Source organism: Arthrobacter sp. NPDC057013 (genome assembly GCF_042674585.1).
Taxonomy (GTDB): Bacteria; Actinomycetota; Actinomycetes; order Actinomycetales; family Micrococcaceae; genus Arthrobacter.
On sequence record NZ_JBHUSE010000001.1, the window covers coordinates 682,319 to 708,397 of the forward strand.

27 protein-coding genes and 1 tRNA gene are annotated in these 26,079 nt (G+C 67.6%); 16 read left to right on the forward strand and 12 right to left on the reverse strand.

The window, feature by feature from the left end; genetic code table 11:
• The first annotated feature begins 209 nt into the window (after window positions 1-209).
• The 5 genes from ACFTSA_RS03190 to ACFTSA_RS03210 all read left to right on the forward strand — a co-directional run bounded on the left by ACFTSA_RS03190 (window position 210) and on the right by ACFTSA_RS03210 (window position 7,898).
• A complete protein-coding gene (locus tag ACFTSA_RS03190) occupies window positions 210-1,061 on the forward strand; it encodes an SURF1 family protein (protein WP_377949563.1) in 852 nt (283 codons plus the stop codon).
• Complete coding sequence (locus tag ACFTSA_RS03195) at window positions 1,058-1,558, forward strand: DUF3817 domain-containing protein (RefSeq protein ID WP_377949564.1); 501 nt, start codon at window positions 1,058-1,060, stop codon at window positions 1,556-1,558. The genes ACFTSA_RS03190 and ACFTSA_RS03195 overlap by 4 nt, the downstream gene beginning before the upstream one ends.
• A 71-nt stretch (window positions 1,559-1,629) precedes the next feature.
• A complete protein-coding gene (gene guaA, locus ACFTSA_RS03200) occupies window positions 1,630-3,219 on the forward strand; it encodes a glutamine-hydrolyzing GMP synthase (RefSeq protein WP_377949565.1) in 1,590 nt (529 codons plus the stop codon).
• Window positions 3,220-3,378: 159 nt separating this feature from the next.
• Window positions 3,379-7,632: an AAA family ATPase gene (locus ACFTSA_RS03205; protein ID WP_377949566.1), complete on the forward strand. Its 4,254-nt coding sequence runs from the start codon at window positions 3,379-3,381 to the stop codon at window positions 7,630-7,632.
• On the forward strand, window positions 7,629-7,898 hold the full coding sequence (locus tag ACFTSA_RS03210) for a hypothetical protein (protein WP_377949567.1): 270 nt from the start codon (window positions 7,629-7,631) through the stop codon (window positions 7,896-7,898). The genes ACFTSA_RS03205 and ACFTSA_RS03210 overlap by 4 nt, the downstream gene beginning before the upstream one ends.
• A gap of 39 nt (window positions 7,899-7,937) precedes the next feature.
• On the opposite strand, the gene cpaB is transcribed toward ACFTSA_RS03210, so the two are convergent.
• The 3 genes from cpaB to ACFTSA_RS03225 form a co-directional block, all read right to left on the reverse strand.
• Window positions 7,938-8,684 (reverse strand): Flp pilus assembly protein CpaB, encoded by a 747-nt coding sequence (cpaB, locus tag ACFTSA_RS03215; protein WP_377949568.1) that lies wholly within the window; start codon window positions 8,682-8,684, stop codon window positions 7,938-7,940.
• A gap of 263 nt (window positions 8,685-8,947) precedes the next feature.
• Window positions 8,948-9,235 (reverse strand): FmdB family zinc ribbon protein, encoded by a 288-nt coding sequence (locus ACFTSA_RS03220; RefSeq protein ID WP_377949569.1) that lies wholly within the window; start codon window positions 9,233-9,235, stop codon window positions 8,948-8,950.
• A 147-nt stretch (window positions 9,236-9,382) separates the two neighbouring features.
• On the reverse strand, window positions 9,383-9,994 hold the full coding sequence (locus tag ACFTSA_RS03225; RefSeq protein WP_377949570.1) for a 5-formyltetrahydrofolate cyclo-ligase: 612 nt from the start codon (window positions 9,992-9,994) through the stop codon (window positions 9,383-9,385).
• Between the two features lie 88 nt (window positions 9,995-10,082).
• On the opposite strand from ACFTSA_RS03225, the gene galU reads away from it, so the two are divergent.
• The 5 genes from galU to ACFTSA_RS03250 all read left to right on the forward strand — a co-directional run bounded on the left by galU (window position 10,083) and on the right by ACFTSA_RS03250 (window position 13,670).
• A complete protein-coding gene (galU, locus tag ACFTSA_RS03230; RefSeq protein ID WP_377949571.1) occupies window positions 10,083-10,988 on the forward strand; it encodes a UTP--glucose-1-phosphate uridylyltransferase GalU in 906 nt (301 codons plus the stop codon).
• A gap of 6 nt (window positions 10,989-10,994) precedes the next feature.
• On the forward strand, window positions 10,995-11,615 hold the full coding sequence (locus ACFTSA_RS03235) for a GNAT family N-acetyltransferase (RefSeq protein ID WP_377949573.1): 621 nt from the start codon (window positions 10,995-10,997) through the stop codon (window positions 11,613-11,615).
• Between the two features lie 126 nt (window positions 11,616-11,741).
• On the forward strand, window positions 11,742-12,719 hold the full coding sequence (locus tag ACFTSA_RS03240) for a hypothetical protein (protein ID WP_377949574.1): 978 nt from the start codon (window positions 11,742-11,744) through the stop codon (window positions 12,717-12,719).
• Between the two features lie 33 nt (window positions 12,720-12,752).
• The gene (locus ACFTSA_RS03245) at window positions 12,753-13,553 is read left to right on the forward strand and encodes an SDR family oxidoreductase (RefSeq protein ID WP_377949575.1); all 801 of its coding nucleotides are present in this window, start codon (window positions 12,753-12,755) and stop codon (window positions 13,551-13,553) included.
• Between the two features lie 44 nt (window positions 13,554-13,597).
• Window positions 13,598-13,670, forward strand: a tRNA-Ala gene (locus ACFTSA_RS03250).
• Between the two features lie 56 nt (window positions 13,671-13,726).
• Here the strand turns inward: ACFTSA_RS03250 and ACFTSA_RS03255 are convergent.
• The 6 genes from ACFTSA_RS03255 to ACFTSA_RS03280 all read right to left on the reverse strand — a co-directional run bounded on the left by ACFTSA_RS03255 (window position 13,727) and on the right by ACFTSA_RS03280 (window position 17,673).
• A complete protein-coding gene (locus ACFTSA_RS03255; protein WP_377949576.1) occupies window positions 13,727-14,128 on the reverse strand; it encodes a hypothetical protein in 402 nt (133 codons plus the stop codon).
• 534 nt (window positions 14,129-14,662) lie between these two features.
• Window positions 14,663-15,004, reverse strand: coding sequence for a hypothetical protein (locus ACFTSA_RS03260; protein ID WP_377949577.1), 342 nt, complete (start codon window positions 15,002-15,004; stop codon window positions 14,663-14,665).
• A gap of 75 nt (window positions 15,005-15,079) precedes the next feature.
• The gene (gene zapE, locus ACFTSA_RS03265) at window positions 15,080-15,586 is read right to left on the reverse strand and encodes an AFG1/ZapE family ATPase (RefSeq protein ID WP_377949579.1); all 507 of its coding nucleotides are present in this window, start codon (window positions 15,584-15,586) and stop codon (window positions 15,080-15,082) included.
• Complete coding sequence (gene corA, locus ACFTSA_RS03270; protein ID WP_377949580.1) at window positions 15,586-16,581, reverse strand: magnesium/cobalt transporter CorA; 996 nt, start codon at window positions 16,579-16,581, stop codon at window positions 15,586-15,588. The genes zapE and corA overlap by 1 nt, the downstream gene beginning before the upstream one ends.
• Before the next feature lie 63 nt (window positions 16,582-16,644).
• Window positions 16,645-17,070 carry a DUF1761 domain-containing protein gene (locus ACFTSA_RS03275; RefSeq protein ID WP_377949581.1) on the reverse strand — a complete coding sequence of 142 codons (426 nt, stop codon included), beginning with the start codon at window positions 17,068-17,070 and terminating at the stop codon, window positions 16,645-16,647.
• 9 nt (window positions 17,071-17,079) lie between these two features.
• On the reverse strand, window positions 17,080-17,673 hold the full coding sequence (locus ACFTSA_RS03280) for an Lrp/AsnC family transcriptional regulator (RefSeq protein ID WP_377949582.1): 594 nt from the start codon (window positions 17,671-17,673) through the stop codon (window positions 17,080-17,082).
• Between the two features lie 156 nt (window positions 17,674-17,829).
• Here ACFTSA_RS03280 and ACFTSA_RS03285 point away from each other — a divergent pair, with 156 nt between their 5' ends.
• The 3 genes from ACFTSA_RS03285 (at window position 17,830) to ACFTSA_RS03295 (ending at window position 20,162) form a co-directional block, all read left to right on the forward strand.
• Window positions 17,830-19,065 carry an MFS transporter gene (locus ACFTSA_RS03285; protein WP_377949583.1) on the forward strand — a complete coding sequence of 412 codons (1,236 nt, stop codon included), beginning with the start codon at window positions 17,830-17,832 and terminating at the stop codon, window positions 19,063-19,065.
• Window positions 19,066-19,209: 144 nt separating this feature from the next.
• Entirely contained in the window at window positions 19,210-19,929 is a 720-nt protein-coding gene (locus ACFTSA_RS03290; protein WP_377949584.1) for an ArsR/SmtB family transcription factor, read from the forward strand.
• Complete coding sequence (locus ACFTSA_RS03295) at window positions 19,926-20,162, forward strand: 2-nitropropane dioxygenase (protein ID WP_377949585.1); 237 nt, start codon at window positions 19,926-19,928, stop codon at window positions 20,160-20,162. Before ACFTSA_RS03290 ends, ACFTSA_RS03295 begins: the two co-directional genes overlap by 4 nt.
• A gap of 48 nt (window positions 20,163-20,210) precedes the next feature.
• Here ACFTSA_RS03295 and ACFTSA_RS03300 read toward each other — a convergent pair whose 3' ends face one another.
• Both ACFTSA_RS03300 and ACFTSA_RS03305 read right to left on the reverse strand, forming a co-directional pair.
• Window positions 20,211-20,720, reverse strand: coding sequence for an Lrp/AsnC family transcriptional regulator (locus ACFTSA_RS03300; RefSeq protein ID WP_377949587.1), 510 nt, complete (start codon window positions 20,718-20,720; stop codon window positions 20,211-20,213).
• Window positions 20,721-20,838: 118 nt separating this feature from the next.
• Complete coding sequence (locus ACFTSA_RS03305; protein WP_377949588.1) at window positions 20,839-22,140, reverse strand: MFS transporter; 1,302 nt, start codon at window positions 22,138-22,140, stop codon at window positions 20,839-20,841.
• Between the two features lie 90 nt (window positions 22,141-22,230).
• Between ACFTSA_RS03305 and ACFTSA_RS03310 the strand changes: the two genes are divergently transcribed.
• On the forward strand, window positions 22,231-23,217 hold the full coding sequence (locus tag ACFTSA_RS03310) for a LysR substrate-binding domain-containing protein (RefSeq protein ID WP_377949589.1): 987 nt from the start codon (window positions 22,231-22,233) through the stop codon (window positions 23,215-23,217).
• 48 nt (window positions 23,218-23,265) lie between these two features.
• On the opposite strand, the gene ACFTSA_RS03315 is transcribed toward ACFTSA_RS03310, so the two are convergent.
• Window positions 23,266-24,294 carry a nitronate monooxygenase gene (locus ACFTSA_RS03315; RefSeq protein WP_377949591.1) on the reverse strand — a complete coding sequence of 343 codons (1,029 nt, stop codon included), beginning with the start codon at window positions 24,292-24,294 and terminating at the stop codon, window positions 23,266-23,268.
• A 37-nt stretch (window positions 24,295-24,331) separates the two neighbouring features.
• Between ACFTSA_RS03315 and ACFTSA_RS03320 the strand changes: the two genes are divergently transcribed.
• Together ACFTSA_RS03320 and ACFTSA_RS03325 are read left to right on the forward strand one after the other, a co-directional pair.
• A complete protein-coding gene (locus tag ACFTSA_RS03320) occupies window positions 24,332-25,342 on the forward strand; it encodes an N-acetylglucosamine kinase (RefSeq protein ID WP_377949593.1) in 1,011 nt (336 codons plus the stop codon).
• A gap of 173 nt (window positions 25,343-25,515) precedes the next feature.
• On the forward strand, window positions 25,516-25,980 hold the full coding sequence (locus ACFTSA_RS03325) for an NUDIX hydrolase (RefSeq protein ID WP_377949594.1): 465 nt from the start codon (window positions 25,516-25,518) through the stop codon (window positions 25,978-25,980).
• Window positions 25,981-26,079 lie beyond the last annotated feature (99 nt).

The following is a 26,079-nucleotide window of genomic DNA, read 5'->3' on the forward strand; positions in this document are numbered from 1 at the left end:
GCGCAGGGACCCGGCTGCCCCACTCTGGGGGCAGGCCCTTTCGTGTCGACTTCGTCGCCACGCAGGGACCCGGCTGCCCCACTCTGGGGGCAGGCCCTTTCGTGTCGACTTCGTCGCCACGCAGGGACCCGGCTGCCCCACTCTGGGGGCAGGCCCGCCCTTGGGCAGGCGTTTCGTTGTTCTACACGCGGACGAAGTAACGTTAAGGGGTGTGGAAAACAGCCCTCCAGCCCCGGTGGATCGCAGGCCTGGTCTTTGCGATCGCCGTTTCGGGTGTCTTTGTGCTCCTGAGCCAATGGCAGTTCGGCCGTTCCACGCAGCCTGAAGTGCCGGTCAACCCCGCCACCGAACAGGTCCAGGCCCTGACGAAAACCCTGCAGCCTGGCGACTTCTTCCGGGGTTCGGCGGCGGACCAGATGGTCACGGCGTCCGGCACCTATGATCCGGCCAAACAGGTCCTGGTGCCGAACCGGCTCAAGGACGGCAAGACCGGATACTGGGTGGTCACGGCCTTTGCCGTGGCCGACGCCCCGGTGCTCAAAGGCGCGGCAGCCTCACCGAAAACCTACATACCGGTGGCCCGCGGCTGGATCGCCGATCCCGCCGACGCCGGCGCCCCGCCGTCGGGCATTATCCGGCTGACCGGACGGCTGCTGCCGTCCGAGGCGCCGGTGCCCAACACGGCGCCCGCACCCGGACAGGCGACCGCCGTCTCGGTGGCCGAACTCATCAACGCCTGGAACGTCAGCAGTTACCCGGCGTTCGTTTCCGCCACGGCGGAAAAGTCAGGAACGGCCGACGTCGGTGCTGCCGCCGGCAGCGGCCTGGAGCCGCTCGGCATTGCCGCGCAGCCGCCGGCCGCGAAGGTCAACTGGCTCAACCTGTTCTACTCCGTGGAGTGGATTGTTTTCGCCGGCTTCGCCCTGTTCATCTGGTGGCGGCTGGTCAAGGACGACTACCGCAGGAGCCTCGAGGACGCCGAAGACGACGACGGCGACCACGCACACGGCGGATCAGAACCGACCCAACCCAACGAGATCCAACAAAAGGTACAGCCATGATCGAACCCAAGCCGGCCATCCAGCCCTCCAACCCGACCGGGGCGGCGAAGAAGCGCCGCTTTGGCGGCACGGAGGCGCAGATCCGCTCCGCCCTGAAGTTCTACAAGGTCATGGCCTACCTCACCGGTGCCATGCTGCTGCTGCTGTGCGCGGAGCTGGTGGCCCGCTACGGCTTCGGCCAGTACCTCTTCGCCGGCGGAACGGACGCCCTGACCGGCCAGCCGTTCGGCTTCGGGTTCACCCAGGCGGAACCGAAGGGCGTCCTTGGCGGGTTCAACGTGTCCGTCACCGTGCTCATCGTCCACGGCTGGATGTACGTGGTGTACCTGATGTCCAACTTCCGGCTGTGGACCCTGATGCGCTGGCCGTTCGCCAAGATGATCCTGCTGGCGCTCGGCGGTGTGGTCCCGTTCCTGTCCTTCATAGTGGAGAAGAAGTTCCACGCCGAGGTGGAGGCCGAGCTCGCTGCCAACCCGCAGGCCGCCAGCCGCTACTGATTTGCGTTCCGTGCATCACAGCGGGCCCGTTCAAGATGCGTCGGGGCAAGCCCGCCAAGTAGGCTAGTACGGTGACTACTCCCACTGCATCCCAGACTTCCCAGAAGCCGGTGCTGGTTGTTGACTACGGTGCCCAGTACGCGCAGCTGATTGCCCGCCGCGTCCGGGAAGCGAATGTGTATTCGGAAGTGGTTCCGCATACCTACAGCACTGAGCAGCTCCTGGCCAAGAACCCTGCCGCCATCATCCTCTCCGGCGGACCCGCCAGCGTCTACGCCGACGGCGCGCCGAGCGTCGGCGCCGACCTGTTCGAGGCCGGCGTCCCGGTCTTCGGCATCTGCTACGGCTTCCAGGCGATGGCCAACGCCCTCGGCGGCAAGGTGGACAAGACCGGCCTGCGGGAGTACGGCTCCACCCAGACCACGATCCTCGGCGAAGGCCGCTCCGTCCTCGAGGGCATGCCCCAGCACCAGAACACCTGGATGAGCCACGGCGACTCCGTACACGAGGCTCCCGAGGGCTTCGAGGTGCTGGCCACCACGGCGGGCGCTGAGGTTGCCGCGTTCGCCAACGAGGAGAAGTGCCTGTACGGCGTGCAGTGGCACCCCGAGGTGAAGCACTCCGCCTACGGCCAGCAGGTGTTGGAAAACTTCCTGTTCAAGGGCGCCAAGCTGGAGCAGAACTGGACCACGGGCAACATCCTCGAGGAGCAGGTGGAACGCATCCGCCAGCAGATCGGCGATGCCCGGGTCATCTGCGGCCTCTCCGGCGGCGTGGACTCGGCCGTTGCGGCAGCCCTCGTCCAGCGTGCCGTCGGCGACCAGCTGACCTGCGTCTTCGTTGACCACGGTTTGCTGCGCGAAGGCGAGGCCGAGCAGGTGGAGCGCGACTTCGTTGCCGCCACCGGCGTGAACCTCTACGTGGCCAACGAGCAGGAACGCTTCCAGGCGGCGCTGGCCGGCGTCAGCGATCCCGAAACCAAGCGCAAGATCATCGGCCGCGAATTCATCCGGGCCTTCGAAGAGGCCGAGCGCGCCATCATCGCCGACGCCGCCGCGCACGGCGAAAAGATCAAGTTCCTCGTGCAGGGCACCCTGTACCCGGACGTCGTCGAATCCGGCGGCGGCGAGGGCGCAGCGAACATCAAGAGCCACCACAACGTGGGCGGCCTGCCGGAGGACCTGGAGTTCGAGCTCGTCGAGCCCCTGCGTGCCCTTTTCAAGGACGAGGTGCGTGCCGTGGGCGCCCAGCTCGGCCTGCCCCAGGAGATCGTCGGCCGTCAGCCGTTCCCCGGCCCCGGCCTGGGAATCCGCATCGTCGGCGAAGTCACCAAGGAACGGCTTGACCTGCTGCGCAAGGCCGATGCCATCGCCCGCGCCGAACTGACCGCCGCCGGACTCGACAACGACGTCTGGCAGATGCCCGTGGTGCTGCTCGCGGACGTCCGCAGCGTCGGCGTCCAGGGCGACGGCCGCACCTATGGCCACCCGATCGTGCTGCGCCCCGTCTCCTCCGAGGACGCCATGACGGCCGACTGGTCACGTCTTCCCTACGACCTGCTGGCCCGGATCTCCAACCGGATCACCAACGAGGTGGACGGCGTCAACCGTGTGGTGCTCGACGTCACCAGCAAGCCGCCGGGAACCATCGAGTGGGAATAGCGTTGTAAAAATGGCCGGCCTCCGCAGGGAGGCCGGCCATTTTGCATTTCCTGCCATCACATCCGGCCTGGCGGGCAACGGTGCGAAATGCGCCGCAACTTAGGCCGACCCAGTGTTGCGGTCTCTCAACCGCGGCGGATTCCGGCTACGCTCGAAACTATGCCCGTATGGTCCAAGGCGTCATCACGCGCAAGCGCAGAAAAGAAGGCAGTAGTGTCAGTAGGTCAGGTCGACTCCGAGGGTTCGGAGGAGCTCAGGAAGTGGCTGTCCGGGCTCAAGCCCGTTACAGGGGCAGACACCATGCTGCGCTTCACCAAGACGCCCGAGGGATCCATCGACCTCACGCACGCGCACCCTTCGGGCCTGGCGCAGCTGATGGCCGGGCGGCGGACGCGGCTCTCCACGCTGATCCGCGACCAGCAGCAGTACGTCGTCGCCGCCCGGGCCTGCCGGAACCTGCGCTCGAAGATTTTCGAACTGGCCAATGACCGCGGCATCGAGGCCGGGTACTTTTCGGCCGGCACCGTGGTGTGGACCTCCGCCGTCGGCGGCAAGCCGCAGCGCGTCTCGGCACCGGTGATGCTGACCGCCATGTCGCTCACCATCCGGCCCGGCGAAGACGACTACGAACTCCAGCTCACGGAGCAAGCGCGCATCAACCCCGCCCTTATCCGCCACCTCAAGACCATCCACGGGATCGTGTTCGACGTCAACGCCGTGACCCGGATGGCGTACAGCACCGCGCGGTTCGACCCGCTGCCCGTGCTGGACCGGATCAGCACCCTGGTCAAACCGATCCACGGCGCCGAAGTGGAGCACAACCTTCTGGTATCGACCTTCGCCGACCTGTCGGGGAACCTCGACGATCCGTGGATCAACGGGCAGAACACGCTGGTGGCCTCGCTGGCCAAGGCTGCGGCGGGTGACGTCGAGGAGGTACCCGCCCTCGAGCCCGGACGCTTCCCCAGCGTGGACGAGCGGGACCCTGCCGAAGAACTGCTCCTCCTCGACGCCGACGCCGACCAGCAGTATGTGATCGACGCCGTTCGTGCAGGCGACTCCCTGGTGGTGAGCAGCCCGCCCGGCACCGGCCAGACGCAGACGGCCATCAACACCATCGGTGCCCTCGTGGACGAAGGGAAGACCGTCCTGGTGGTGGGGGACCGGCGGGCCAGCCTCAACGAAGTGGCCGGACGCCTTGAAAACCTGGGCCTGGACTCCATCCTTTTCCAGCTGTCCGGAAACGCCGCGCCGCAGCAGCTCAAAGGACAGCTGGTGCGCGCCATCGTGCGCAACGAGAAGGCCCAGGAGCCGCAGCTCGGCAGCCTGCACAAGACCCTCACGGAGCACCGCCACGCGCTCGTGGACCACGTCGCGTCGCTGCACAACGTTCGGCAGCGCTGGGGCTGCTCGCCGTACCAGGCCATGCAGTCGCTCGCGGAGCTGACGTCCATCCAGCCTGCCCCGGCCACCACCGTACGCCTGAAGCGCAGCGTCCTGGACAGCATCCGGGACCGCGAGGAGCTGGCCGGCCGGCTGAAGCGTGCCGCCGAACTCGGGGCGTTCAGCAGGGCATCCACCACCAGCCCCTGGCACGGGGCCCGGCTGGTGACGCGCAAGGAAACCGAGGAAGCCCAGGAGTTGGCGCGTGCGGTGGCGAAGAAGCTGCCGCTGCTGCAGGAACGGATGAAGGATGTGGCCGGCCACGCCGAAATCCGGCTGGGCACCACGTTCGCCGAATGGGGCTCCCAGCTCAAGCTTCTGGTGGCCGTCCGCGAAAGCCTGGACAAGTTCACCCCAGATATCTTTGACCGGCCGGTGACCGACCTGATTTCCGCGACGGCGTCGTCCTCCTGGCGCAGGGAGCGCGGGATCGACATGGCCTCGATGCAGCGGTCCCGCCTCCGCCGGGTGGCAAAGGAGTACGTCCGTCCCGGTGTGCACATTGCAGACCTTCACAGTTCGCTGGTGCTGGTGCAGGAACAGCGTGCCCAGTGGGCAGGCTACGCCACCACGCAGCGGCACCCGGCCGTCCCCTCCGGCCTGGCCGAGATCAGCATCATGCACCGCGGACTGACCCGCGAGATGAAGATGCTGGGCGAGGCACTGCGGCATACGGCCGCCGGCGGCTCGCTGGAAAACATTCCGTACCCGGAGCTGATGGAGCGTCTGGAACGGCTGGTCGCGGACACGCAGACCCTGCAGACCCTGCCCGAGCGCACGCTGCTCATCGAGAACATGCGCGAGCACGGGCTGGGGGAGCTGCTGGCAGACCTCTCGGAACGCGAGGTCGGTGCCGGGTCCGTTGCTGCCGAACTCGACCTCGCCTGGTGGCAGTCGGCGCTCGAAGCGATGATCAGCGGCGACGACTACCTGGCCATGTCCGACGGCGACGCGCTGCGCCAGCTTGAGGCGGAGTACCGGCTCGCCGACAACGCCCACATCGCCAGCGGCGCAGGCCGGCTGCGGTGGAAGCTGGCCGAACGCTGGCGTGCCGGCATCGCGGAGCATGCCCGCCAGGCCGACCTGCTCCGGAGCCTGCTCAAGGACGGGCGGGTCACGCTGGCTGCGCTGACGGCACAGGCACCCGGGCTGGTTCCCATGCTGGTGCCAGTCTGGTCCGTCAGCCCCTACCTCATGACCGGGCTCCTGCCCGCCGAGCAAAAGTTCGACGCCGTGGTGATCCTCGACGCGGAGGCGACGTCGCTGCAGGCGGTCCTCCCCGCCGTCGCCCGTGCCCGGCAGGTGATCGCCTTTGGCGACGACAAGATCGCCAGCCCGCGCACCTTTACCGTTGCGGTGGAGCGGCTCGCTGCCGGCGAGCAGTCGCACCAGAGCGTCGAAAGCGCGTTCACGGCACTTTCTGCGGTGCTGCCGACGGCGCCGCTGCGCTCTGTCTACCGCGCGGTGGACGAGGACCTGGTGCTGCAGCTGAGCAAGAACTTTTACGACGGCGGCCTCCGCCGCCTCCCCGAGGGCCAGTCGGCCACCGGACTGGACCGTGCGCTGACGGTGGAGTACCTGCCCGACGGCACCGGCCTGCCCAGCGCCGACCATGAGGGCGTCGAATCGGTGGTGGCCGAGGTGAACCGGGTGGTTGAACTCGTGTTCGAGCACGCGCGGCTCCGGCCCCGGACCTCGCTGGCGGTGGTGACTGCCAGCCTCCGGCACGCAGCCCGCATCGGCGAGTCCATCCGGTTGCAGCTGCCCAACCATCCGTCGCTGTCCGGATTCTTCACGGCAGCTGATGAATCCTTCCGGGTGGTGGACCTGGAGCGTGCCCAGGGGCTGGTCCGCGACCGTGTGATCTTCTCGCCGGGCTACGGGCGGACGCCGCACGGCCGCGCCCTGCACAGCTTCGGTCCGCTGTCCGCCGAGGGCGGCCGGGCCAAGTTTGCCCTGGCCATGACCCGGGCGCGGCAGTCGCTGCATGTGCTGACGTGCTTCAAGCCGGAGGACCTCGACCGGACGCGGCTGGCCCACGGCGCAGTCGATCTTTTCGAACTCCTCGACCGGGAAATCTCCGGAAACACCGACCTGGGGACACCTGCGTCCCGGGCAGCTGCAAGCGAACAGGCACTTGGAGCCGATCCGCTGGTGGCCGACCTCGGTGACCGGCTGCGTGCCCGCGGTGCCCGCGTCTGGCACCAGTACGACGGTGCCATCGACGTGGTGGCCGCAGCCGATCCGCTCAGCACCATGGGCCAGGATGAGGCCGACATTCCACGGCCGGTAGCCATTGAATCGGACGGCACCGAGCAGTACCGCCAGATGACTGTTCGGGAACGCAGCCGGCTGCGCCCCCAGCTGCTGGAGCGGCTCGGCTGGCGGTACATGCCGCTGTGGACCATCGAGGTCTTCACCGATCCCTCGGCCTGCGCCGACAGGATCGGTGGGTACCTCGGGCTGGAGAAGCCTGCCCTTCCCGCGCGCTCTGTGGGTGCGCAGGGATTCTTCCTGGATGACGATGTCAGCACCTTCGCCGTGGGCGATTTTGACTCTGAGCCGGGGGAGGAAACCGGATACGGGAACGTGGATGATCCTTTCGGCGACGACGCGAACGGCAACGACCCGAATGGTGACGACTCGAATGGTGACGGCCCGAACGGTGGCGCTGCGGCCATGATTGGCTGGGACGCCCCCGGCCGGAACGCAGCGGAAACGGCTTCGGAGCACGCGGTCCCGTCGGGTTCGGTCCCGTCGGGTCCGGACCAGACTGGTTCGGACCAGACTGGTTCGGATGAGACGGACACTGATCAGCAGGACGTGGGTCAGGCAAAGGCTCATCGGGACAAGGTTGCCCCCGCGGACCACGGCCCTGCTGATTACGACGCAGCCGGCGCCGGAGTAGGCTTCCGTTCGGAAGCCAGCCAGGACAGGCTGGCCACGGAATGGAAGGACGGCCCGCTGTGACCTCCGACGGCGGGACCGAAGGCAAAGACCGGACCGGGCCCGAAGACGGGGCCGGGCGCGAAGACGCTGCCCAACCCAAAGACGAGCAGCCGGCGGCACCGGCGAAGCCCGCAAAAGGCCGCCGTGCCACTGGCGGCGGGCAGCAGCGAGCGGGCGTGGTCCCCACCAGGGCGGCCGAAGACGATCCCCGCTCCTGGGGGGACGCAGAATCCGGCAACGACCATGACGCTTGGCTGAAGGAGCAGAAGCCCCCGCACTGGGGCTGAGAAATCCGGCAAACCGGCTGAACATCGGCGCGGACAGGCTCACCCGGCACCGGATCCCACCAGCACGAAAAACAGCTTTCCCTGGGTTGACGCGCCCGCCAGCGCGCTGGCCTGCGCGGGGGTGGCTGCCACCACCAACAGCCCGCCCGAATCCCCGGCAGCAAGCCACTGGCCGCTTTGGCCTTCCTGGCCAGAGGTCCACAGGACGGGCACTGATTGGGCGAGTACTTTCGAGGCTGATGCCTGCTCATAGCCGTTGCCGCCTGTCAGGACCACGTTCACGAGCTGGCCGGGGGACACCAGCTGGATGGAGGACGGGTCTGCCATCCGGAGGGGCACCGCGGCGGACCCCGGCGGCGCTCCCGTCAGCAGGCCTGGCCCCACCAGTTGCGCATCCGTGAGGAGCTGCCCTTGGCGAAGCGGCGCTGCCAGTTGCTTGCCGGTTAGCCCGGTGCTGTCGGCAAAGGTGCCCTCCGGGACCATGGCCGGCGGGACGCTGACGGTCGTGAGATCACTCCCGCCGAGGTTGGCTCCGGCCGGAAGGTCACGGGCAGCGGCCAGGACGCCCACGGTCCGGGCGGGGGTAGGAGTGAGCTGGTGGACGGCGATCCCGGCGGCCGCGCAGAGGAGGAGTGCCACGGCAAGGCGCCGGTTGCGGTTCAGCCACCGGGCGAGGCGCCTTCCGCGCGGGCGGGGACGGGCGGCGGAACCGGGAAGTGTGCTGCGGCGCGCAGGACGAACGGCCGGGCGCGATGCCCTTGCGGGGAAGATTCCGGTAGCTGGCATGCCGCCACGCTACGGGCCGTTCCGTGGCGCACAACAGGTACGGTCAGCCGTATGTGGAAAAGCCGCCCAGTCACCGGAAGATTGCCCGCACGCGCAAACAGAGACTCGAGCCCCCAAGCCGGCCGCCGCCGTCGTCCTGCCCAGCCCCAGTGCGAACGGACCGTTGAACCCCCGGGAGTGCCCGCGGAAGCAAAAGAGTCCAGCCGGGGTAAACCCGGCCGGACTCTCGGAGCTTAATGGCGGCAGGTGCCGCGGAAACTCGTTTAGCTCGCGGCTGCAGCTGCCGGGGCAGCGGATGAGGCAGCGGATGAGGAAGCCGCAGGGGCGGCCGGCGTTGACGCAGCGGGGGTGGGCGAAACGGTGCTTCCCTTGGAATCGCGCGAATCAGTCCGGTAGAAGCCCGAGCCCTTGAAGACAACGCCGACGCTGTTGAACTTCTTGCGCAGCGTGCCCTGGCACTCGGGGCAGGACGTCAGAGTGCTGTCGGTGAAAGACTGCACGATGTCGAAGGCATGGCTGCAATCCTTGCAGGCATAGGCATACGTGGGCACTGTAGATCCTCCTCTTGGACAAACGACAGGTCCCGTGCTGCCTGGCTTCATTTCCCGGTTTCTCCTTGACGGATCACCGCGGCGGAAATGACTCCATTAGCAGTCGCAGGGCCTGAGTGCCAATTCTAGCACCCCGCCCGGGCGAGGTCACGCGAAGGCTACCAGACCGGAGGGCATGAGCACTGCTTCGACGGGGCGGTCGAAGTCTTCCGCAGGAATGGTCTGGGCGGGCAGAAGTTCGGAGTCGTAGATGATGGCAGCCTTCGGAAGGTGCAGCCCGCCGGCATTGGCTGCGGCCAGGAACTTGTCGTAATAGCCGCCGCCCTGTCCGATCCTGTTGCCGCTGCGGTCCACCGCCGTTGCCGGCATGAACATTCCGGCGGCAGTCCGCACCGTGTCCAAGCCGTGGCGCTCACCGGCCGGTTCCTGAATGGGCGCATACCTGCTGCGGACGAACTCGCTGTCCGGGGTCCAGAACACCCAGCTGAGCTCCCGGTCCGGTTCGCAGACCGGGAGCAGGATGCTGTGGCCCGCCTCATGCAAGGCATGCAGCAGGGGAAGGGTTGGCGGTTCGTAATCGACGCCGAGGTAGGCGGTGAAGATGGCCTGCTTGCCCGCGGCGATGGCCTCGGCCCAGGGAAGGCCATGGGTGGCTATGCCGTCGCCGGCCTTTGCGAGGTCTGTTGCTGTCATCGTGGCTCGGATCTGCCGGTGCTGCGAACGGATCACGTCCTTCGACGGCATGGTCCCTGTTGGCATGGATGTCATCCTTTGTCGCGGCGGCAGGCGGCCGGGCCGCTGCCGGAAGCATTTACCGTATGAATGTTCCCTCGGATAGATTAGACCAGTGACTACCACTAATTGTTCAGTCCGCAAGGCCGTAATCCCCGCTGCTGGGCTCGGCACCAGGTTCCTGCCTGCCACCAAGGCCATGCCCAAGGAGATGCTGCCGGTGGTTGACAAGCCGGCCATCCAGTACGTCGTCGAGGAGGCCGTCAACGTGGGCCTGAGCGACGTCCTGATGATCACCGGACGCAACAAGCGTGCGCTCGAGGACCACTTCGACCGCGTCCCGGCCCTCGAGGCGACGCTGGAGGCCAAGGGCGACACAGCAAAGCTGGAATCGATCCAGGCAGCGAGCAACCTGGGCGACATCCACTACGTCCGCCAGGGTGACCCCAAGGGCCTGGGCCACGCGGTGCTGCGTGCGCGCCAGCACGTGGGCTACGAGCCGTTCGCCGTTCTCCTCGGTGACGACCTCATCGATGCCCGTGACGAACTGCTCAGCGTCATGATCGACGTGCAGGCCAAGACCGGCGGTTCGGTGGTGGCCCTCATCGAGGTGGAGCCGTCCCAGATCAGTGCCTATGGCTGCGCTGACATCTCCGAACTTGAGGGCGAAGGCTTCGTCAAGATCAACAAGCTGGTGGAGAAGCCGGACGTCGACGAGGCGCCGTCCAATCTGGCCGTCATCGGCCGCTACGTGCTCCACCCCGATGTGTTCGATGTGCTGGAAAAGACCGAACCCGGCCGCGGCGGGGAGATCCAACTGACGGACGCCCTGCAGGAGCTGGCCAGCAGGGACGGCGAAGGCGGCGGCGTATACGGTGTGGTCTTCCGCGGCCGCCGCTACGACACCGGGGACAAGCTCAGCTACCTGAAGGCCTGCGTGGAGCTCGCCATCGACAGCGACGATCTCGGACCCGGTTTGCGTGAGTGGCTTCCGCAGGTTGCCGCCCGTTTGTCCGAATAGCCCTTCATGAGGGTCAGCCACATCTGGCCGGTCACGCTGGAATGCGGGGACCTTGTCCTGCGGCCTATCAGGTACCGGGACCGAAAGGAATGGACTGAGGTCCGTTCCCGCAACAGCGACTGGCTGGCGCCCTGGGAGGCCTCCAACCCGATCCCGGGCGGGGCCCTGCCCGATTACCGGCAGATGGTCCGGTCCCTGAACACCCAGGCGGCCCAGGCGACGGCGCTGCCCTTTGTGATCGCGGAGTGGACACCCGGGCACCGTGACCCGGTCATCGTGGGACAGTTGACGGTCTCCTCCATTGTGTGGGGATCCGCCATGATGGCGACGCTCGGCTACTGGGTGGACCAGAACCGCGCCGGCCACGGGATCGCCCCCACGGCGGTGGCGATGGCCACGGACCATTGTTTCGGGACCCTTGGCCTGCACCGGATGGAAATCAACATACGGCCCGAAAACGGCCCAAGCCTGCGCGTGGTGGAAAAGCTCGGTTTCAGGGACGAGGGCTACCGCCCGCGCTTCCTGCACATCAACGGGGAATGGGCGGACCACCGCTCCTTCGCACTGACTTCGGAGGAAATTCCTGAAGGGCTTCTCAGCCGCTGGCTGCGGGTCCGGCCTGCCTGACCGTCAACGGACAGAGCCGCTGGTCAGGGCCGGGTTCCACGCATAAGTCCATTGATTTGAAGCCGGGCCGCGACACACCGAGACGAATGCCACAAGAGCCCGAACATTCCTCATACGGTTTTGTGTGTGGACTTCCCCCTTAGCAGCTCAGTCATCCTTGTGGCTGCTGTTGCGCTCTGGATCGTTTGGGTGGCCCCTTACGTGCTCCGCAACGGCCGGCATCAGTTCCAGGCTGCCGGTGACCTGACGCTGGACAGCGTCGACGCCGAAACTGCAAACCCGCAAGCCGGAGGGGTCGTGTATATGGCCGCCCAGCAGGAGAAACGCATGGACACCAGGAAGAGCAGCGAACCAGCTACAGGCCTCACCCCGGCTCCGTCCGGCAGCAGGCCTGCCGCCAAGGGGACCGGTGCCTTTCGGATCCGCTACGGACGGACGGCCATCGCGTTCGTTGGGTTGCTGTCCTTCCTGACTGCCATCGTGGCCGGAGTTCTTCGGCTGTTTGGGCTCGGCAACCCCTGGGTTCCGGCCGTGGCGTTCCTGACCGGCGCTGTTGCCGTCGTGGTTTTGCGGCGACTGGCTGTCCGCGACCGCCGCAGGAAAGTCAGTGCCGCGTTCAGGGCGGCCATGGGCCCACCCGCCGGCCGGGAGTCAGCTGCCGAGCGTCCCGCTGAGGCGGCACCCGCCCCCGAGCCTGCGAAGCCCCGGGAAAATACACTTTTCGATGCCGAGGCAGAGGCGCCGAAGCCCAAGCCCTTGACGGCAGTCGAACTCCGCGAGGCGGCGCTGGCTGTTGCCCTTGCGGCCGGCGACGAAAGCGCCTCAGCCCCGGCACAGGGCCAGACCGCATCGCCCGACTCCAGCTGGGAGCCTGTGGAAGTTCCCAAGCCGACCTATGTTGAAGCGGCCAAGGCCGAGCGCCCGGCACCCGAGCCGCTGGCGCTGCCGGAAGCCCCCAAGTCTGTGGGCAAGCCCTCACTCAAGCAGGGGCCGGCGGCCGCTCCGCCCGCTGCCTCCGCGAACGTCGCGCCCGCCAAGCCGCTGACCAAGGCCCAGAGCGCGCTGAGCAACCTTGATGACGTCCTGCAGCGCCGCCGCGCCTAACCGGCAGTCGGTGCTGCACCGGGCGTCACACTAGTGGTCCGCATCTGCGTTGCCGGCGGCACCGGCGAAGCCGGCCGGGAGGTGGTGCGCCAGGCACTTGACCTGGGGCACGGCGTCGCCGTTCTGACCCGGAACCCGCCGGTTCCGGGTGCCCGGGAGTATTACAACGGCGCCGCCTACTTCCGGGCGGACGTCACCACCGGAGAAGGTGTGCCGGAAGCGCTGGCGGGTGCCGGCGTCGTGATCGATTGCCTTGAAGCACGGACCGGCAAAGCCCTGAAGCACTATGCGTCCGGCGGTGCACTGCTGCTCGGCGAAGCCGCGGCGTCGGGCGTTACCCGCGCCGTCCAGCTGTCCATCGTCAACTGTGACCAGAGCACTCTCTCCTATTACCGGTCAAAGGCGGACAAGGAGCGCGCGTACGCGAGTTCCCCGCTGGAGACCCACACCGTGCGGGCTACGCAGTTCCACAGCCTGCTGGCGGGGATTTTCGCCGCGGGTTCCCGCGTTGGGCTTGTCCCGGTGATCAAGGGCGCCCGGTTCCAGACCATCTCGCCGGCCGACGTGGCGTCGGCACTGCTCGCAGCGGCGCTGGCACCGCCCTCCGGTGGTTCCCACACGCTGCAGACGGTCGGAGGGCCGGAGATGCTGGGCATGCGATCGCTGGCCGGCACCTGGAAGCGGATAACCGGCGCCCGGGGCTTCGTAACCGAACTGCCGCTGCCGGGATCGACGGGCAGATTTCTGCGCGAAGGACGGAACCTGGCGCTGGACCAACGTTACGGAGACACAACATTTGAGGCCTGGTTGGCAAACCGGCGAGAAAATTTGTAGCCTAGGGAAACCGGCGTTGGAGTTCCTTCGGAAAACGGCGCCACGGGGTTATAGCTCAGTTGGTAGAGCGCTTCGTTCGCATCGAAGAGGTCAGGGGTTCGAATCCCCTTAGCTCCACGGTTACACCCCGGTCTGCGGGGGGTGTTTTTGGTTGCAGAATCAGCGGCTGCACCTCATGAGCCTGAAGAACCGTGCGACTTGGGCGGCAGATGGCCGCGCCGGGACGCTTCGCGGACTACCTGCCGGATGTTGGCGAACAGCACGGCCTTCACTGCCGTCATGTCCGGGTTGTGCCCGTGTTTCAGCGCGCTCTCCAGGCTGGCGCAGTATGCCTGAAGGCGCTGCGCGCCGGCCATCCCGGAGCTGACCCTCAGGCTGATGATGGCCTCCAGAGTCGTCTCCGTATCGCCGCGGGTCAGGCCCTTGAAGATCTTGGCCGCCCGCACGGGAAGCATCACCAGATACTCCTCCATGAACTTCTGTGCAGCGTCCTCCCCGGCTTCGTCCGTGAGGTTCTGCAGCGCACCGTCGTCCAGGACCGGAAGGTCCTGGCCCGCGTCCGGGTCCTCCGCCATGCAGCCACCTCATCCAGTTGTCCACGCTGTCCTGCGATACTCAACAAAATGGTCCGGGACGCAGCTCAAGAACCCGACACTGTCGTCGCAGGTTCGGATCAAGAGTTCGTCAGCGTTCATCCGGGCAGCCACAGCTTGGCGTCAGGGGCGGTGAGCTCCCGTAGTTCCCGGCCGGGTCGGGTGATTGTCCGGCTCGGGTGAATGTCCGCCTCAGGTAATTGTCCGCCCCAGGTAATTGTCCGCCGGGTCCGGGGTACATGGGGGGAATGCGTTCCGGACCCGGCATTCTGAAGCGACGGTTCGCGGCTACCTTCTGCTTCAGGGACACGAACAGTCTGCGGCGCGAAAGCTATGAAACGCCGGAACCACCTGAGAGCCAGGCTTCGCTTCTACCCCCATAATGAGGGGTTTCACGCCGCACGCCCAAGGTATTCCCAAGCTTGGAGCTGCCTTTTATGTTCTGCCAAGGCAAAAGGCGGCCGCGGGCAGGAGGAGTGTCCTGTCCGTGGCCGCCAGGCGTGGAAGAGATGCGGGCTACTGGCCGCCGCAGAACTTGCTGTAGGTGCTGCCGGCCTGCTCGTAGCCGGCCTTCAGCTCGGTGAGCTTCGCCTGGTCAGGGGTTTCCTTGGCGGACTCGTCCGTGTATTCCAGGATGGCCTGCAGCGCGGGCTGCAGTTCGTCCGAGGACACTGCCTCGATGGGACGGATCTGGTTGGCCAGGCGGGTCATGCCGGTCTTGCCCACGGAGTTCGTGGGGTTCGAGACAACCGTCCGGATCCGGTCGCAGGTTTGTGCCGTGGTGAGCTGCGGTGCGGCGCAGGCGGAAGCGGAGAGGATGAACCCGGCGGCGAGCAGGGCAGTAGTGAGTTTCTTCATGTTTCCCTCAGTAGTGGATGTCAATCGATTGTAAGCAGACGCAGCCGGACCGGGACGGACTGATTACGGCCCGTGCTAGCAGCCGCCGGACTGCTCATCCGCCAACTGCTCGTCTGACTCGATCCGGCGAAGCATGGAGAGCCGCTCTCCGATACGCGACAGGACGGCGCCCAGTTCCCCGGGAGCGCTGCCCTCCGGCTCACCAAAGGGGCCGCCAAGCGGTCCCGGCAGGATGAGGAACGGGGTGATGTCCTGCCCGTGGAGGACGTCGAGCAAAGCCTGGAACCGCTGCCAGTCAGCCTTGCCGGCCGCGGACTCTGGAGAAGGTGCGGGTATGCCGTCCACCACCCAGGCCGGGAACCGCTCCGCTAGCAGAAGATAGTCCGACGTCGTCCTCGACCCGCTGCACAGCTCGGCGAATCCCACCCACAGGATGTCCGGGTCGGCCCCTTTGACCGCCAGAGGACCGGTGGGCAGGGCCAGCACGTCCCGCTGGGATGGCGAAGGCCTGAAGAGCCCGCACGCGCCCAGCTGCCGCTCCGAGCCGGGCGTGATGACCAGACCACGCTGAAAACCGGCCACTAGAGCCAGCCCTTCTTTTTGAAGATGAGATACATCAGGGATGCTGTGGCGGCCATCAGCAGTATGGCCATGGGATAGCCGTAGGCCCAGTGCAGCTCAGGCATGTGGTCAAAGTTCATGCCGTACACACCGGCCACGAAGGACGGGGCGAAGAAGATGGCCGCCCAGGACGAGATCTTCTTTACCTGCTCGTTCTGCTGCGCGCTGGCCTCATTTTGCCGGTTGGCCGTCAGCGTGCCGTCCAGGGTCAGCGCGTTCTGCAGGATGTCGCGGAACGAATCGGCCCGCGAAATCACCCGTTCCGCGTGGTCCTCGACGTCCCGGAGATTGTGCTGGAGCTCGTCGTCGGCAGCGAAGCCGTCAAATCCCTGATTGAGCTCCTGCATCATGGCCGGCAACGGATGGATGGCCCGCTGGAACTGGATGACCTCGCGCGCGAGTTCATAGATACGGCGGGACACCGCGGAGTCCCCGGAGAACAGCTGGTCCTCGATCTCGTCGATGTCGTTCTCCAGCCCGGCCACCACGGGGGCATAGTCGTCCACCACCTGGTCCAGGAGTGCGTAAAGCACCGCGGGGGGCCCGTGGCGGAGGAGGTCCGGCCGGGACTCCAGGCGGCGGCGTACCTGCCCGACGCCGGACATCTCGGCATGCCGGACCGTCACCACGAAGTTCGTGCCGACAAATATATGGAGCTCACCGAATTCCACGGTTTCGGTGTCATCGCGGTACCGGGCCGGCCTCAGCACGGTGAAAAGGCTGGCTCCGTAGCGCTCCAGCTTCGGCCGCTGATGGGCCGAGATGGCGTCCTCGACGGCCAGGTCGTGCAGGCCAAACTCCTCGGCGACGGCGGCCATCTCGGCTTTCGAGGGCCGGTACAGGCCGATCCACGCCATTCCGCCGTGGCTGCCAAGCGTTTCAAACGTTTGTTCCAGGTTTTCGGGCTCCGCGGTGCGGACCCCGTCCACGTAGACGGCGTTGTCGATGATGGTCACGGTGTGCAGGTCTCCGTCTGTTTGGGGAAGGGCATCGCGTTGGGTCAGGACACTGGGGCTAGGTTAGGACAGGGCGCCGATGATGGCTCCGGCGGCCGTCACCGCGAGGACATCATGGCCGGAGTCGATCAGCGTCACCGCAGCAGGGCGTCCCGCGAAGCCGTTGTGGATTACATGGCCGCCAACACGGAACACCACTGCCAGAACAAAAGCGAACCATCCCCCGGCCAGCGCGCTGTCCAGTCCGAGCTTGCCGATCAGGACGGCGAGGAGGATGGCTGTCAGGGCCGCGGCTGCCATCATGGGAATCCAGATTCCGGCGCCGCCCTCGGAGTTCCTCAGGTCATCTTCCGTCTTGCCCACGGCCTCCATCCACCGCTTGCCAAGCACAGCGGGCAGGTACCAGACGAAGCCGATGGCCATGCTCGCGATGAAGGCAAGAAGCACGGCAAGCCAGTTGACCTGAAGGAAGTAAGAGAGCCAATCCATCCTCGAATCCTATTCCGGCCGCAGCGGCGCAGACGCCGGAACCGACTGAGCTCCTGCCGACTGAGCACCTGCCGACTGAACTCCTGCCGACTGAACTCCTGCCGACTGAACTCCTGCCGACTGAACGAGGCGGCTGATCAGCGGCTCGGTCCGGTAGGGGATGTGCGTGTGGAGGGCCAGCACAGTCTCGGTGCGGATCACGCCCTTGATGCGCAGGATCGAGCGCAGCGCGGCCTGCAGGTTATGCGTGTCGGTGGCCACCACCCGGCACCAGACGTCGCCCCTGCCGGAGATTTCGTGCACTTCGAGGACCTGGGGGATGAGCCGCAAGGCGGCGATCACGCCGTCGAGCTCCCGGTGGGTCACTTCGATCGTCACAAAGGCAACGACGTCGTAGCCCACCGCTTCAAGGTCGATCTCGCGGCCGCCGTCGTGCAGGATGCCGGAGCGCAGCATCCGGCGCACGCGCGACTGGGCAGTGTTCCGCGCGATGCCCAGTTTTTCGCTCAGCTCGCCGATCTGGACCCGGGGGTCGCGGATCAGCTCGAGCAGGATCTTCAGATCCGTGGGGTCCAAGGTGTTCAAATCGTCACTCCGGTTCATGAATCCGGCCAAAGATTGATGGTTTTGCTCAATATTCCCACAGATCAACGCACCGGGTACGCACAGTTGCCGCATTCTTTAGGTACCAGAATTCCATCCGTGCGGGCCGCCCCCACAAGGGGCAGGCTCAGCGGACACACAGGCAAGGGCACGGGCATGACCGTCTTTAGCGAACTTCGAATGCGTCCGGCTGCGGCCACCCGCTGGGGCTGGGATGCGTCCACCACCTCACGGCTCGCCATGGCCGGCGTCGTCATTTTCACGCTCCTGGTGGGCGCGAACCTGGCGACCCCGCTGTATCCGCTGCTGCAGGTGCGGCTGGGCATCAGTTCCGTGGGCATCACGGTCGCGTTCGCTGCCTACGTCCTGGCGCTCGTGGCCACGCTCATGCTCGCCGGGCACTGGTCCGACCACATCGGCCGCCGTGCCGCCCTCCTCCTTGCCGTGCTGACGGGGCTCGCGGGCGGCCTGGTCTTTGCGAACGCGGACAGCCTTGCCGGGCTGTGCGGCGGCCGGGCACTCCAGGGCATTGCCGTTGCCCTGGCCACGGGGGCGAGCTCGGCAGCCCTGCGTGAGCTGCTGCCGGAGCGCCCCGAGTGGGCGTCCCGCTTCACCCTGCTGGCCTCGGCCGGGGGAGTGGCGGCCGGCCCCGCGATCGGCGGGGTCCTCTCCCTCCTGCCCGGCTCCACCACCACGCCCTACCTCATCCATTCGATCTTCCTGGCGGCCCTGCTGGTCCCGCTCTACCTGCTGCGCGCCCGCCCCGCCATCAAGCCTGCTGCAGGCCATCGCCCGCTGAAGGCCCTGGCCCCCCGCCGGCCGACGGTGTCCAGCGAGGCCCGCGGCGCCTTCTGGCTGGCGGCGGCCGTCGGTTTCCTCAGCTTTGCCGTCTTCGGCTTCTGCCTGTCCCTCGCGCCAAGCTATTTCGCGAAGATCATCGGCACCGATTCCCGGCCGCTGATCGGACTGCTCGCCGGGCTCACCCTCGACGCGTCCGCCCTGAGCCAGCTGATCGCCGTCCGCAGCAGGTTCGCTGTGCCGGCAGGGCTGGCCGTCTTGGGCGGCGCGGTGGCGCTCATCGCCGCCGCGGCTGCCGCCGGCAACCCGTGGCTGCTGGTGGCGGCGAGCGTGGCCGCGGGCGCCGGGCAGGGAGTTGCGTTCCGGACCGTTTTCAATGACGTGGCCAGCAAGGTGGAGGCGTCCAGGCACGCGCAGATCATCAGTACCGTCTATGTGATCACCTACCTCGGCAGCGCCGTCCCCGTGGTGGGGCTGGGATTCGCGACGGCGGCCTACGGACTCGACGCGGCCGTCGCCGGATTCGTTACTGGCTGTGCCTGCGCGGCGGGGCTGCTGGCGGCGGTCACCTGGCGCCACAGCCTCCGGCGGTAGCGGCGCAGGAACCGGGCCGGGGGCAGCGACGGCAACAGGCCCCGTCGCCGTCGCCATAGCAGGCTTCTTACAAAGAAACGGTTGCAAAGAATTGTTTGCAAAATAACCGTTGCAAAGAAATCTTTGCAAGAGTAGCCTTGGCGTATGGCCACGAAGCCCAGCACCGAAACCCCAGGCGTGCAGGAACTGCCGTACCCCGTCCGGAAGATGGACCCGGCCTCCCTCAAGGCCCTGGCCCATCCGCTGCGGGTCCAGATCCTGGAAATGCTGTCACGGTACGGCGCGCAGACGGCGTGCAGCCTCGGCGAGCTGCTGGGGGAGTCCAGCGGTTCCACAAGCTATCACCTGCGCCAGTTGGCCAAGCACGACTTCGTCCGGGAGGTGGAGGGAAAGGGAACGGCGCGGGAGCGGTGGTGGGAACGGCCGCGCGGGGCCATCGAGGTGTCGTCCCCTGAGCTTGCCAGTTCCCCCGCCACCCAGGAAGCGTCGCGGCTGGTCAACCGGGAGTTCGAGCACCGCCGCCAGGCCGTGCTCGCTGATTTCATGGCGCACGGGGCGGACACCCTGAACCGAGACTGGCTGGAAGCGGCGACGGTCAGCACCGCCAACGTGCGGATGAACGAGGAGCAACTGGGCGCATACACGCGGGCCATGGAGGCCTACTCCTACCGGCTGCTGGAGGAGATCCGCGGCGAGGTGGAGCAGGAGGGCGCCCGGCCGGTGCAGATCCACTTCAACGCCTTCCCGATCCTCGGTGTCCCCGCATCCGCGGGCACCCGCGGCCAGCGCAAGATGCAGAAGCCCGCCCAAGCAGAATCCAGCAGCACAAAACAGTCAACGAGTCCCGAAAGGAAAGAGCCATGAGTGCTCTATCGCTCAACCAGTCCGTCTCCGGCTACCGCCGTGCCTCTGTCCTTGAAGCTGTGGCGGTCCGTGTCGGCGCCGGCATGGTGGCGTGGGCAGAGCGGCGCAGGGTTATTCCGGAGGAAACCGTCCGGCAGCGGCGTGAGGCCGCACGTCGCCGGGACGAGTTGGCCCTCCTCCGGGGCGACATACTCGGCGCAGCGCATTCGGGTCTGCTGCTTCCCCGCCGCTAACGGCGACGACCGGCTCCGGCGGGCTGGTTAGCCCCAGGTAAAGTCAGGTCAGTCCTGGTCCGGCAGTGGCCCGTGGTTGCCCTGCATGTGGTCGAACACCAAGGTGGTTTCGGTGTGGCCCACCACGGGGTCGGTGGCGAGGTTGTCCAGAACCCAGTCCCGCAGGTCCTCGGTGGTGGCGACCGCGATGTGCAGCAGATAGTCAACCGAGCCCGACGTGTGGAAGGTCGACAGGACGGCCGGCAGCTTGGGGACGCGGGAGGTGAACCGGTCGATCTGCTCGCGGTCGTGGGCGCGGAGCCGGACGGCGATCAGGGCCTGGACTGATCGGCCGATCGCGGAAAGGCTCAGTTTTGCCTCGAATCCCTGGATGATGCCCCGGTCCGAGAGTGCGCGGGTGCGCATGAGGGCGGTGGAGGGGGCGATGCCCACCAGCTCCGCGAGCTGCTTGTTGGAAATCCGGGCGTCGTCCACCAGGGCCGCCAACAGCCGCTCATCGATGGCGTCGAGCGGTTCGTGCCCCGCCGCCGGCCGAATATTCTTCGGGTTGCTGCTCACGGATCCTCCTGAAGTGTCCTCCGTTCATCTTAGCGGCGCCAATGCGGCCAAGACATTCACGGGCGGGCGGCACTTCCGAACATCTGCAGGCTCGCCGTTCGGTTCAGCGGCGAATTATTCAGGAGTGCTGGAGGCTTGCCTCGTCCTGCCAGCGCTGCTGCCGTTGGCGGCCGGAAGTGGGATGCACGACGGCGGTGATCACCGCCGTCGTGCATCCCAGGATGATGACGGCGGTGGCCAGTGCCTGCCAGCCGAGTGACTGGAATACCAGTCCCCCTGCCCAGCCCAGGATGCTGGAACCGAGGTAGTACGCGAGGTTGTACAGCGACGCTGCCTGGGCCCGGCCGGTCTGCGCGATGGCTCCGGTCCAGCCTGCGCCGATGCTGTGGGCCGCGAAGAAGCCGCCGGTGAAAACGATGAGGCCGGCAAGTATCAGCATCAGCATCTGGGTGAGCGTGAGGGCCAGGCCTGCCGCCATCACCGCAATGCCGGCCAGCAGCACCGTGCGCCGGCCGAAGCGCTGCGTCAGGGCGCCGGCCCAGCGCGAGGTCACGGTACCCGACAGGTAGGCCAGGAAGATGAGGCTGATGAGCGTGGCGGGAAGGCTGAACGGTTCGCCGGAGAGCCGGAACCCGAGATAGTTGTAGACGGCCACGAAACCGCCCATCAGCAGGAAGGCTTGCACGTAGAGTGCCACCAACCGCGGGTTGGCCAGATGGCCGGACAGGGTCCTGGCGGCACCGCGGAGGCCTATCCCGCGGGCGGGGCTGAAGCCGCGGGCCTTGGGGATGAGGACCAGGAAGAGCACGGCGGCTACGGTGGCCAGGACGGAGACGGCAAGCGCGGCGGCGCGCCAACCCCACAGTTCCCCCGCCGGTCCGGCCACCAGCCTGCCGGCGAGTCCGCCCAGCGTGGTGCCCGCGACGTAGCTGCCCGCGGCGACGGCGGCGTGCGCCCGGTCGATCTCCTCGTTCAGGTAGGCGATCGCGATGGCCGGAATGCCGCCCAGAGCCATGCCTTCCAGCATCCGGAGGCCGAGGAGGACGGGGAAGGACGGGGCCAGCGGCACCAGCAGTCCCAGTGCCGTGGCCAGGCAGATGCCCCACGTCATGGCCTTTACCCTTCCGATCCGGTCGGCGAGGAACGACCAGGGGATGACGGTGACGGCGAGTCCCACGGTGGCCAGCGAAATGGTCAGTGCGGCCTCCGCGGCGCTCACCCGCAGCTCTGCCGCCATGACGGGGAGCACTGCCTGGGTGGAATAGAGCTGCGCGAAAGTGGCCACGCCGGCGAACGCCAGGCCAGCCAGGATCCTGCCGTAGGCCTGTGAACCCTTCGGGTGGCCGTTCCACCCGCTGCGTACCGATGGCCGGGACTGGCTCGGCGAACTTCCGGGGGGGTGCTCGTGGGGCGATGGCATGCCTTCAGCGTAGATCCATGCTGACCTAGCATCCAATGCATGATTCATTGATAATTCATGCTGAAGCGGATTGATTGAGGGAGGAAAACCTTGGACATCGAGCACAGGCAGCTGGTGCAGCTGCTGCCGATTCTGCCGCTGCTGGCGGAGCTGGGGCGGACACAGCACATCACCGAGACCGCCGAGCTGCTGGGCGTTCCGCAGTCGACCGTCAGCCGCGCCCTCGCGCGCGCCAGCGCCGTGGTGGGGACCGATTTGCTCGTCCGGGACGGCAGGGGAGTGCGGCTGACTCCTGCAGCCACGACGCTGTTGCCTTATGTGGAGTCGGCGCTCGCCGAGTTCCGCGCCGGCCTGGACCTTGTCCGGCACGAGTCCGAGGTGGTGCGCGGCCGGATCGCCGTGACCTTCCAGCACACGTTCGGCGAGGCGACGCTGCCGCTGCTCATCAGTGCGTTCCGGAACCGCTATCCGCAGGCCGAGTTCGATCTCAGCCAGGGCTCCCGCGACAGCTGCCTGGCGGAACTCTCCTCCGGCGCCGCCGATCTAGCCCTGACCGCACCCGTGGCGCCCGCCGGCAGGACCATCGGCTCCGCCGCGCTGTACCGGGAGCCGCTGCGGCTCGTGGTGCACCACCGGCACCCGCTGGCGGAGCGGAAGTCGGTGAGCATGGCCGAGATCCGGAAAGACCCTTTCGTGGCGCTCGGATCCGGCTACGGGCTGCGCTCGCTGACGGATGCCCTGTTCCGGGAAGCCGGCTTCCGGCCGCGGATCGCCTTTGAAAGCCAGGATTCACACACCGCGCGCGGCCTGGTGTCCGCCGGGCTGGGCGTGAGCATCCTTCCGCCGGAGGGCGGCAGCGGTCCGGGCCGCGGCGTCACGGCGGACACCGGCGACCTGGGCTGGGTCGAAATCGCGCTGGAATCGGAACTGGCATACCGCGAGATCGGCCTGGCCTGGCGGGAGCGCCGCAGCGTGCGGGAGGGCGAACCGGACGCCGTGCGCCTCTTCCGGGAGCTGGTGCTGGACGAGGGTCCGGCTCTGCTGGCGGGGCTGGTCCGGGCCCGGTCGGGCGCCTGACCGGGCCGTTGCCGCCGGGCCCCTTGCTACCGCGTCCTGGTGCGGGGCTCAGACGTCCAGGAGAGCGCCTACCGCGTCCGCCACGGGTCCCGTCCTGGCCGAGCGCCAGCCCTTGCCCGCCCACAGATTCAGCCGCTCCCGGTCGCCGGCGGCGGCCGCTGCCGCGCGGATAGGGGCGGTCAGGTGGTGGATGGCGGGGTAGCCCTCGGGGGCGTCCCCGTGGTCGCGGACGAACTCATTGACGAGTGCCCGGGCGTAGCGGCCGGTGAAGGCGCGGGTGGGTGCTGTTTCGGCGAAACGCTCATCGCCCAGGGCGTCTTTGTGCAGCTGCCGCGCGCCGCTTTCGTCCGTCCGCAGCAGCGCCGTCCCCACCTGGGCGGCAACCGCTCCGGCCGCGATGACCGATCTGACGGCGGCGGCATCGGACACCGCGCCGGCCGCGATCAGGGGAAGGTCGACGGCGGCCGCCACGTCCCGGATCAGGTCAGCCGTCGACGGCGGCATGCCGCCCTGCTGCGCGGGCAGGAAGGCGCCGGAGTGGGCGCCGGCACTGCCGTGCTGGACGACGAGACCATCGAGGCCGCGCCCGGCTGCCAGCTCGGCCTCGGCGCGGCTGGTGACCGTGGCCAGGACGGTTGACCCCGCCTTCCGGAGCGCCTTAACAACTACGGAATCGGGCAGCCCGAACGCGAAGCTGACCAGTTCGACGGGGTTTTCCAACAGCAGGTCGATCTTGGCCTGCCAGGCATCGTCGTCGTCAAGCACGAGGGGCGGCACGGCCACGCCGTAGCGTGCGGCGTCCTGGCCAAGACTGCTCCGGTACTCCTCCAGCGCGGCCACGGCGTCGGGGGAGGGGTTCAGCTGTGCATGGTCGGGGACAAAAACGTTGATGCCGAACCTGGCTCCGGCATCCCGGCAGGCGCGGATCTCGGTGCTGACGGCGTCCGCGCTCTTGTAGCCCGCAGCGAGGAAGCCCAGCCCACCGGCGCGGTGGACGGCCTGGACAAAGCCGGGTGTGGACGTCCCGCCTGCCATGGGTGCTGCAACGATGCGGGTATCGATCTCGGCGTGGGGCATGGCCGGCTCCTTGGGGGCTAATCAGTAATCTATTCAGGTGACTAACTCTGACAACCTATCCGGTGCGGCCCCCGGTTCGTCCAACGCTGCCTCGTCCAATGCAGCTTCGTTAGGTGCAGCCCCATCCCGTGCGGCCTCGTCCGGTGCTGATTCCGGTGCCACCCAGCCCGACGGCGTCGTGATCGGTCTCGACATCGGCGGCACCAAGACCAGGGGCGTCCGCTTCGAGCAGGGAGAACCGGTAGCCGACGAGAGCGTGGGAAGCGCCAACGTGCAGAACGTCAGCCGTTCGGTAGCCGCCGCGCATCTCGCGGAGCTTTTCGCCAAGATCGGCAGCGGACCGGTGGCACAGGTCTACGCCGGGGCCGGCGGGATCGACACCGATGAGGACGCCGCCGCCCTTGCCGCCCTCATCGAGCCGCACGCCCCCGGTGCCCGGATCACCGTGGTCCATGACTCCCGGCTCCTGCTCGCGGCCGGCGGCGCCAGCACCGGCGTCGCAGTCATTGCGGGCACCGGCTCGGCGGCCTGGGGCACGAACGGCGGCGCCGAGGCGCGGGCCGGCGGCTGGGGCTACCTTCTGGGTGATGAAGGCAGCGGCTACTGGCTGGGCCGGGAGGCCGTGCGGCACAGCCTGCGGCGCATGAACCAGGGACAGGACCCGGACGAGCTGACCCGGGCGCTGCTGGATTCCTGCAAGACCGATGACCCGAACAAGCTGATCGCGCTCTTCCACTCCCCGGACACGGGCCGCCGCTTCTGGGCGCAGCAGGCCCGGCTGGTGGTGGAGGCGGCCGACGCCGGCCACGGCGTCAGCCGTAGCCTGATAGACCAGGCAGGCAAAGACTTGGCCGACATGGCCGCCCAGGTCCTCCGGCAGCTGGAGCTGGACGGGCCGGTCATTCTGGGCAGCGGGCTGGGCATGAACGTTGTCCGGCTCCAGGAGTCGTTCCGGAAACATCTGGCCGCGGCGGGGGTCAGCGACGTGCGGATCCTGGAGCAGGACCCCGTCTTTGGCGTTCCCCTGCTGGTCCGTCAGCAGGCCTGAGAAACAGGACCGGGAAACCGTGCGCATCCCGCGGTGCTGCTTGAAGGCCGGAGACCCGTCCCGTTCCCGGTCGGCAACATGACCCACAGCTGCAGCCGGGGCTGCAGCGGCAGCCCGGCAGCGCCGTCGTCCGTTCCGCCGGCACTCGGATGGCACGGGGCTACGCTGGAGCCATGACCGTTCTCTTCGACACCCGCCCCGCCGCCTACGCCGTGATCATCCGCGACAGTGCCATCCTCCTGGCGTATTGGAAGCAGGACGGCAAGGAGGGCTGGACGCTGCCCGGCGGCGGGCTGGACCTGGCCGAGCACCCGGTGGACGGCTGCATCCGCGAGGTCTTTGAGGAGACGGGCTACCACGCCGAAATCGGGCCGATGCTGGGGATCGACGTCGGCCACTGGCCGGCAGGTTCGCGGCTGGACGGGGCGGAGCGCGACTTCCAGGCCCTCCGCCTCGTCTATGAGGCCAGGGTGATGGGCGGGGAACTCACCCACGAAGAGAACGGCACCACCACGCACGCCGCGTGGATACCGCTGGCCGACATCGGTTCGCTCAACAGGGTGTCCCTGGTGGACGCCGCGCTGCGGCTGTTCCGGGAGCGGCCGGTCAACGGCAAGCTGAACTCAATTCCGGAGTAAATTCCCTAGCCAGCCGGCTTGCGGCTGGCTATTCTGGGGGAGTCCCGGACATTCTGTCCGGCGGCAGCCAGTCTGGCATTGAACTTCGTGCGGGGGAGG

Coding starts and splice junctions, on each gene's coding strand:
- ACFTSA_RS03195 (WP_377949564.1), top strand. CDS start 1,058: ATGATCGAACCCAAGCCGGCCATCCAGCCCTCCAACCCGACCGGGGCG.
- ACFTSA_RS03205 (WP_377949566.1), top strand. CDS start 3,379: ATGCCCGTATGGTCCAAGGCGTCATCACGCGCAAGCGCAGAAAAGAAG.
- cpaB (WP_377949568.1), bottom strand. CDS start 8,684: ATGCCAGCTACCGGAATCTTCCCCGCAAGGGCATCGCGCCCGGCCGTT.
- ACFTSA_RS03225 (WP_377949570.1), bottom strand. CDS start 9,994: ATGCCAACAGGGACCATGCCGTCGAAGGACGTGATCCGTTCGCAGCAC.
- ACFTSA_RS03235 (WP_377949573.1), top strand. CDS start 10,995: ATGAGGGTCAGCCACATCTGGCCGGTCACGCTGGAATGCGGGGACCTT.
- ACFTSA_RS03255 (WP_377949576.1), bottom strand. CDS start 14,128: ATGGCGGAGGACCCGGACGCGGGCCAGGACCTTCCGGTCCTGGACGAC.
- ACFTSA_RS03260 (WP_377949577.1), bottom strand. CDS start 15,004: ATGAAGAAACTCACTACTGCCCTGCTCGCCGCCGGGTTCATCCTCTCC.
- ACFTSA_RS03275 (WP_377949581.1), bottom strand. CDS start 17,070: ATGGATTGGCTCTCTTACTTCCTTCAGGTCAACTGGCTTGCCGTGCTT.
- ACFTSA_RS03280 (WP_377949582.1), bottom strand. CDS start 17,673: ATGAACCGGAGTGACGATTTGAACACCTTGGACCCCACGGATCTGAAG.
- ACFTSA_RS03285 (WP_377949583.1), top strand. CDS start 17,830: ATGACCGTCTTTAGCGAACTTCGAATGCGTCCGGCTGCGGCCACCCGC.
- ACFTSA_RS03290 (WP_377949584.1), top strand. CDS start 19,210: ATGGCCACGAAGCCCAGCACCGAAACCCCAGGCGTGCAGGAACTGCCG.
- ACFTSA_RS03295 (WP_377949585.1), top strand. CDS start 19,926: ATGAGTGCTCTATCGCTCAACCAGTCCGTCTCCGGCTACCGCCGTGCC.
- ACFTSA_RS03305 (WP_377949588.1), bottom strand. CDS start 22,140: ATGCCATCGCCCCACGAGCACCCCCCCGGAAGTTCGCCGAGCCAGTCC.
- ACFTSA_RS03315 (WP_377949591.1), bottom strand. CDS start 24,294: ATGCCCCACGCCGAGATCGATACCCGCATCGTTGCAGCACCCATGGCA.
- ACFTSA_RS03325 (WP_377949594.1), top strand. CDS start 25,516: ATGACCGTTCTCTTCGACACCCGCCCCGCCGCCTACGCCGTGATCATC.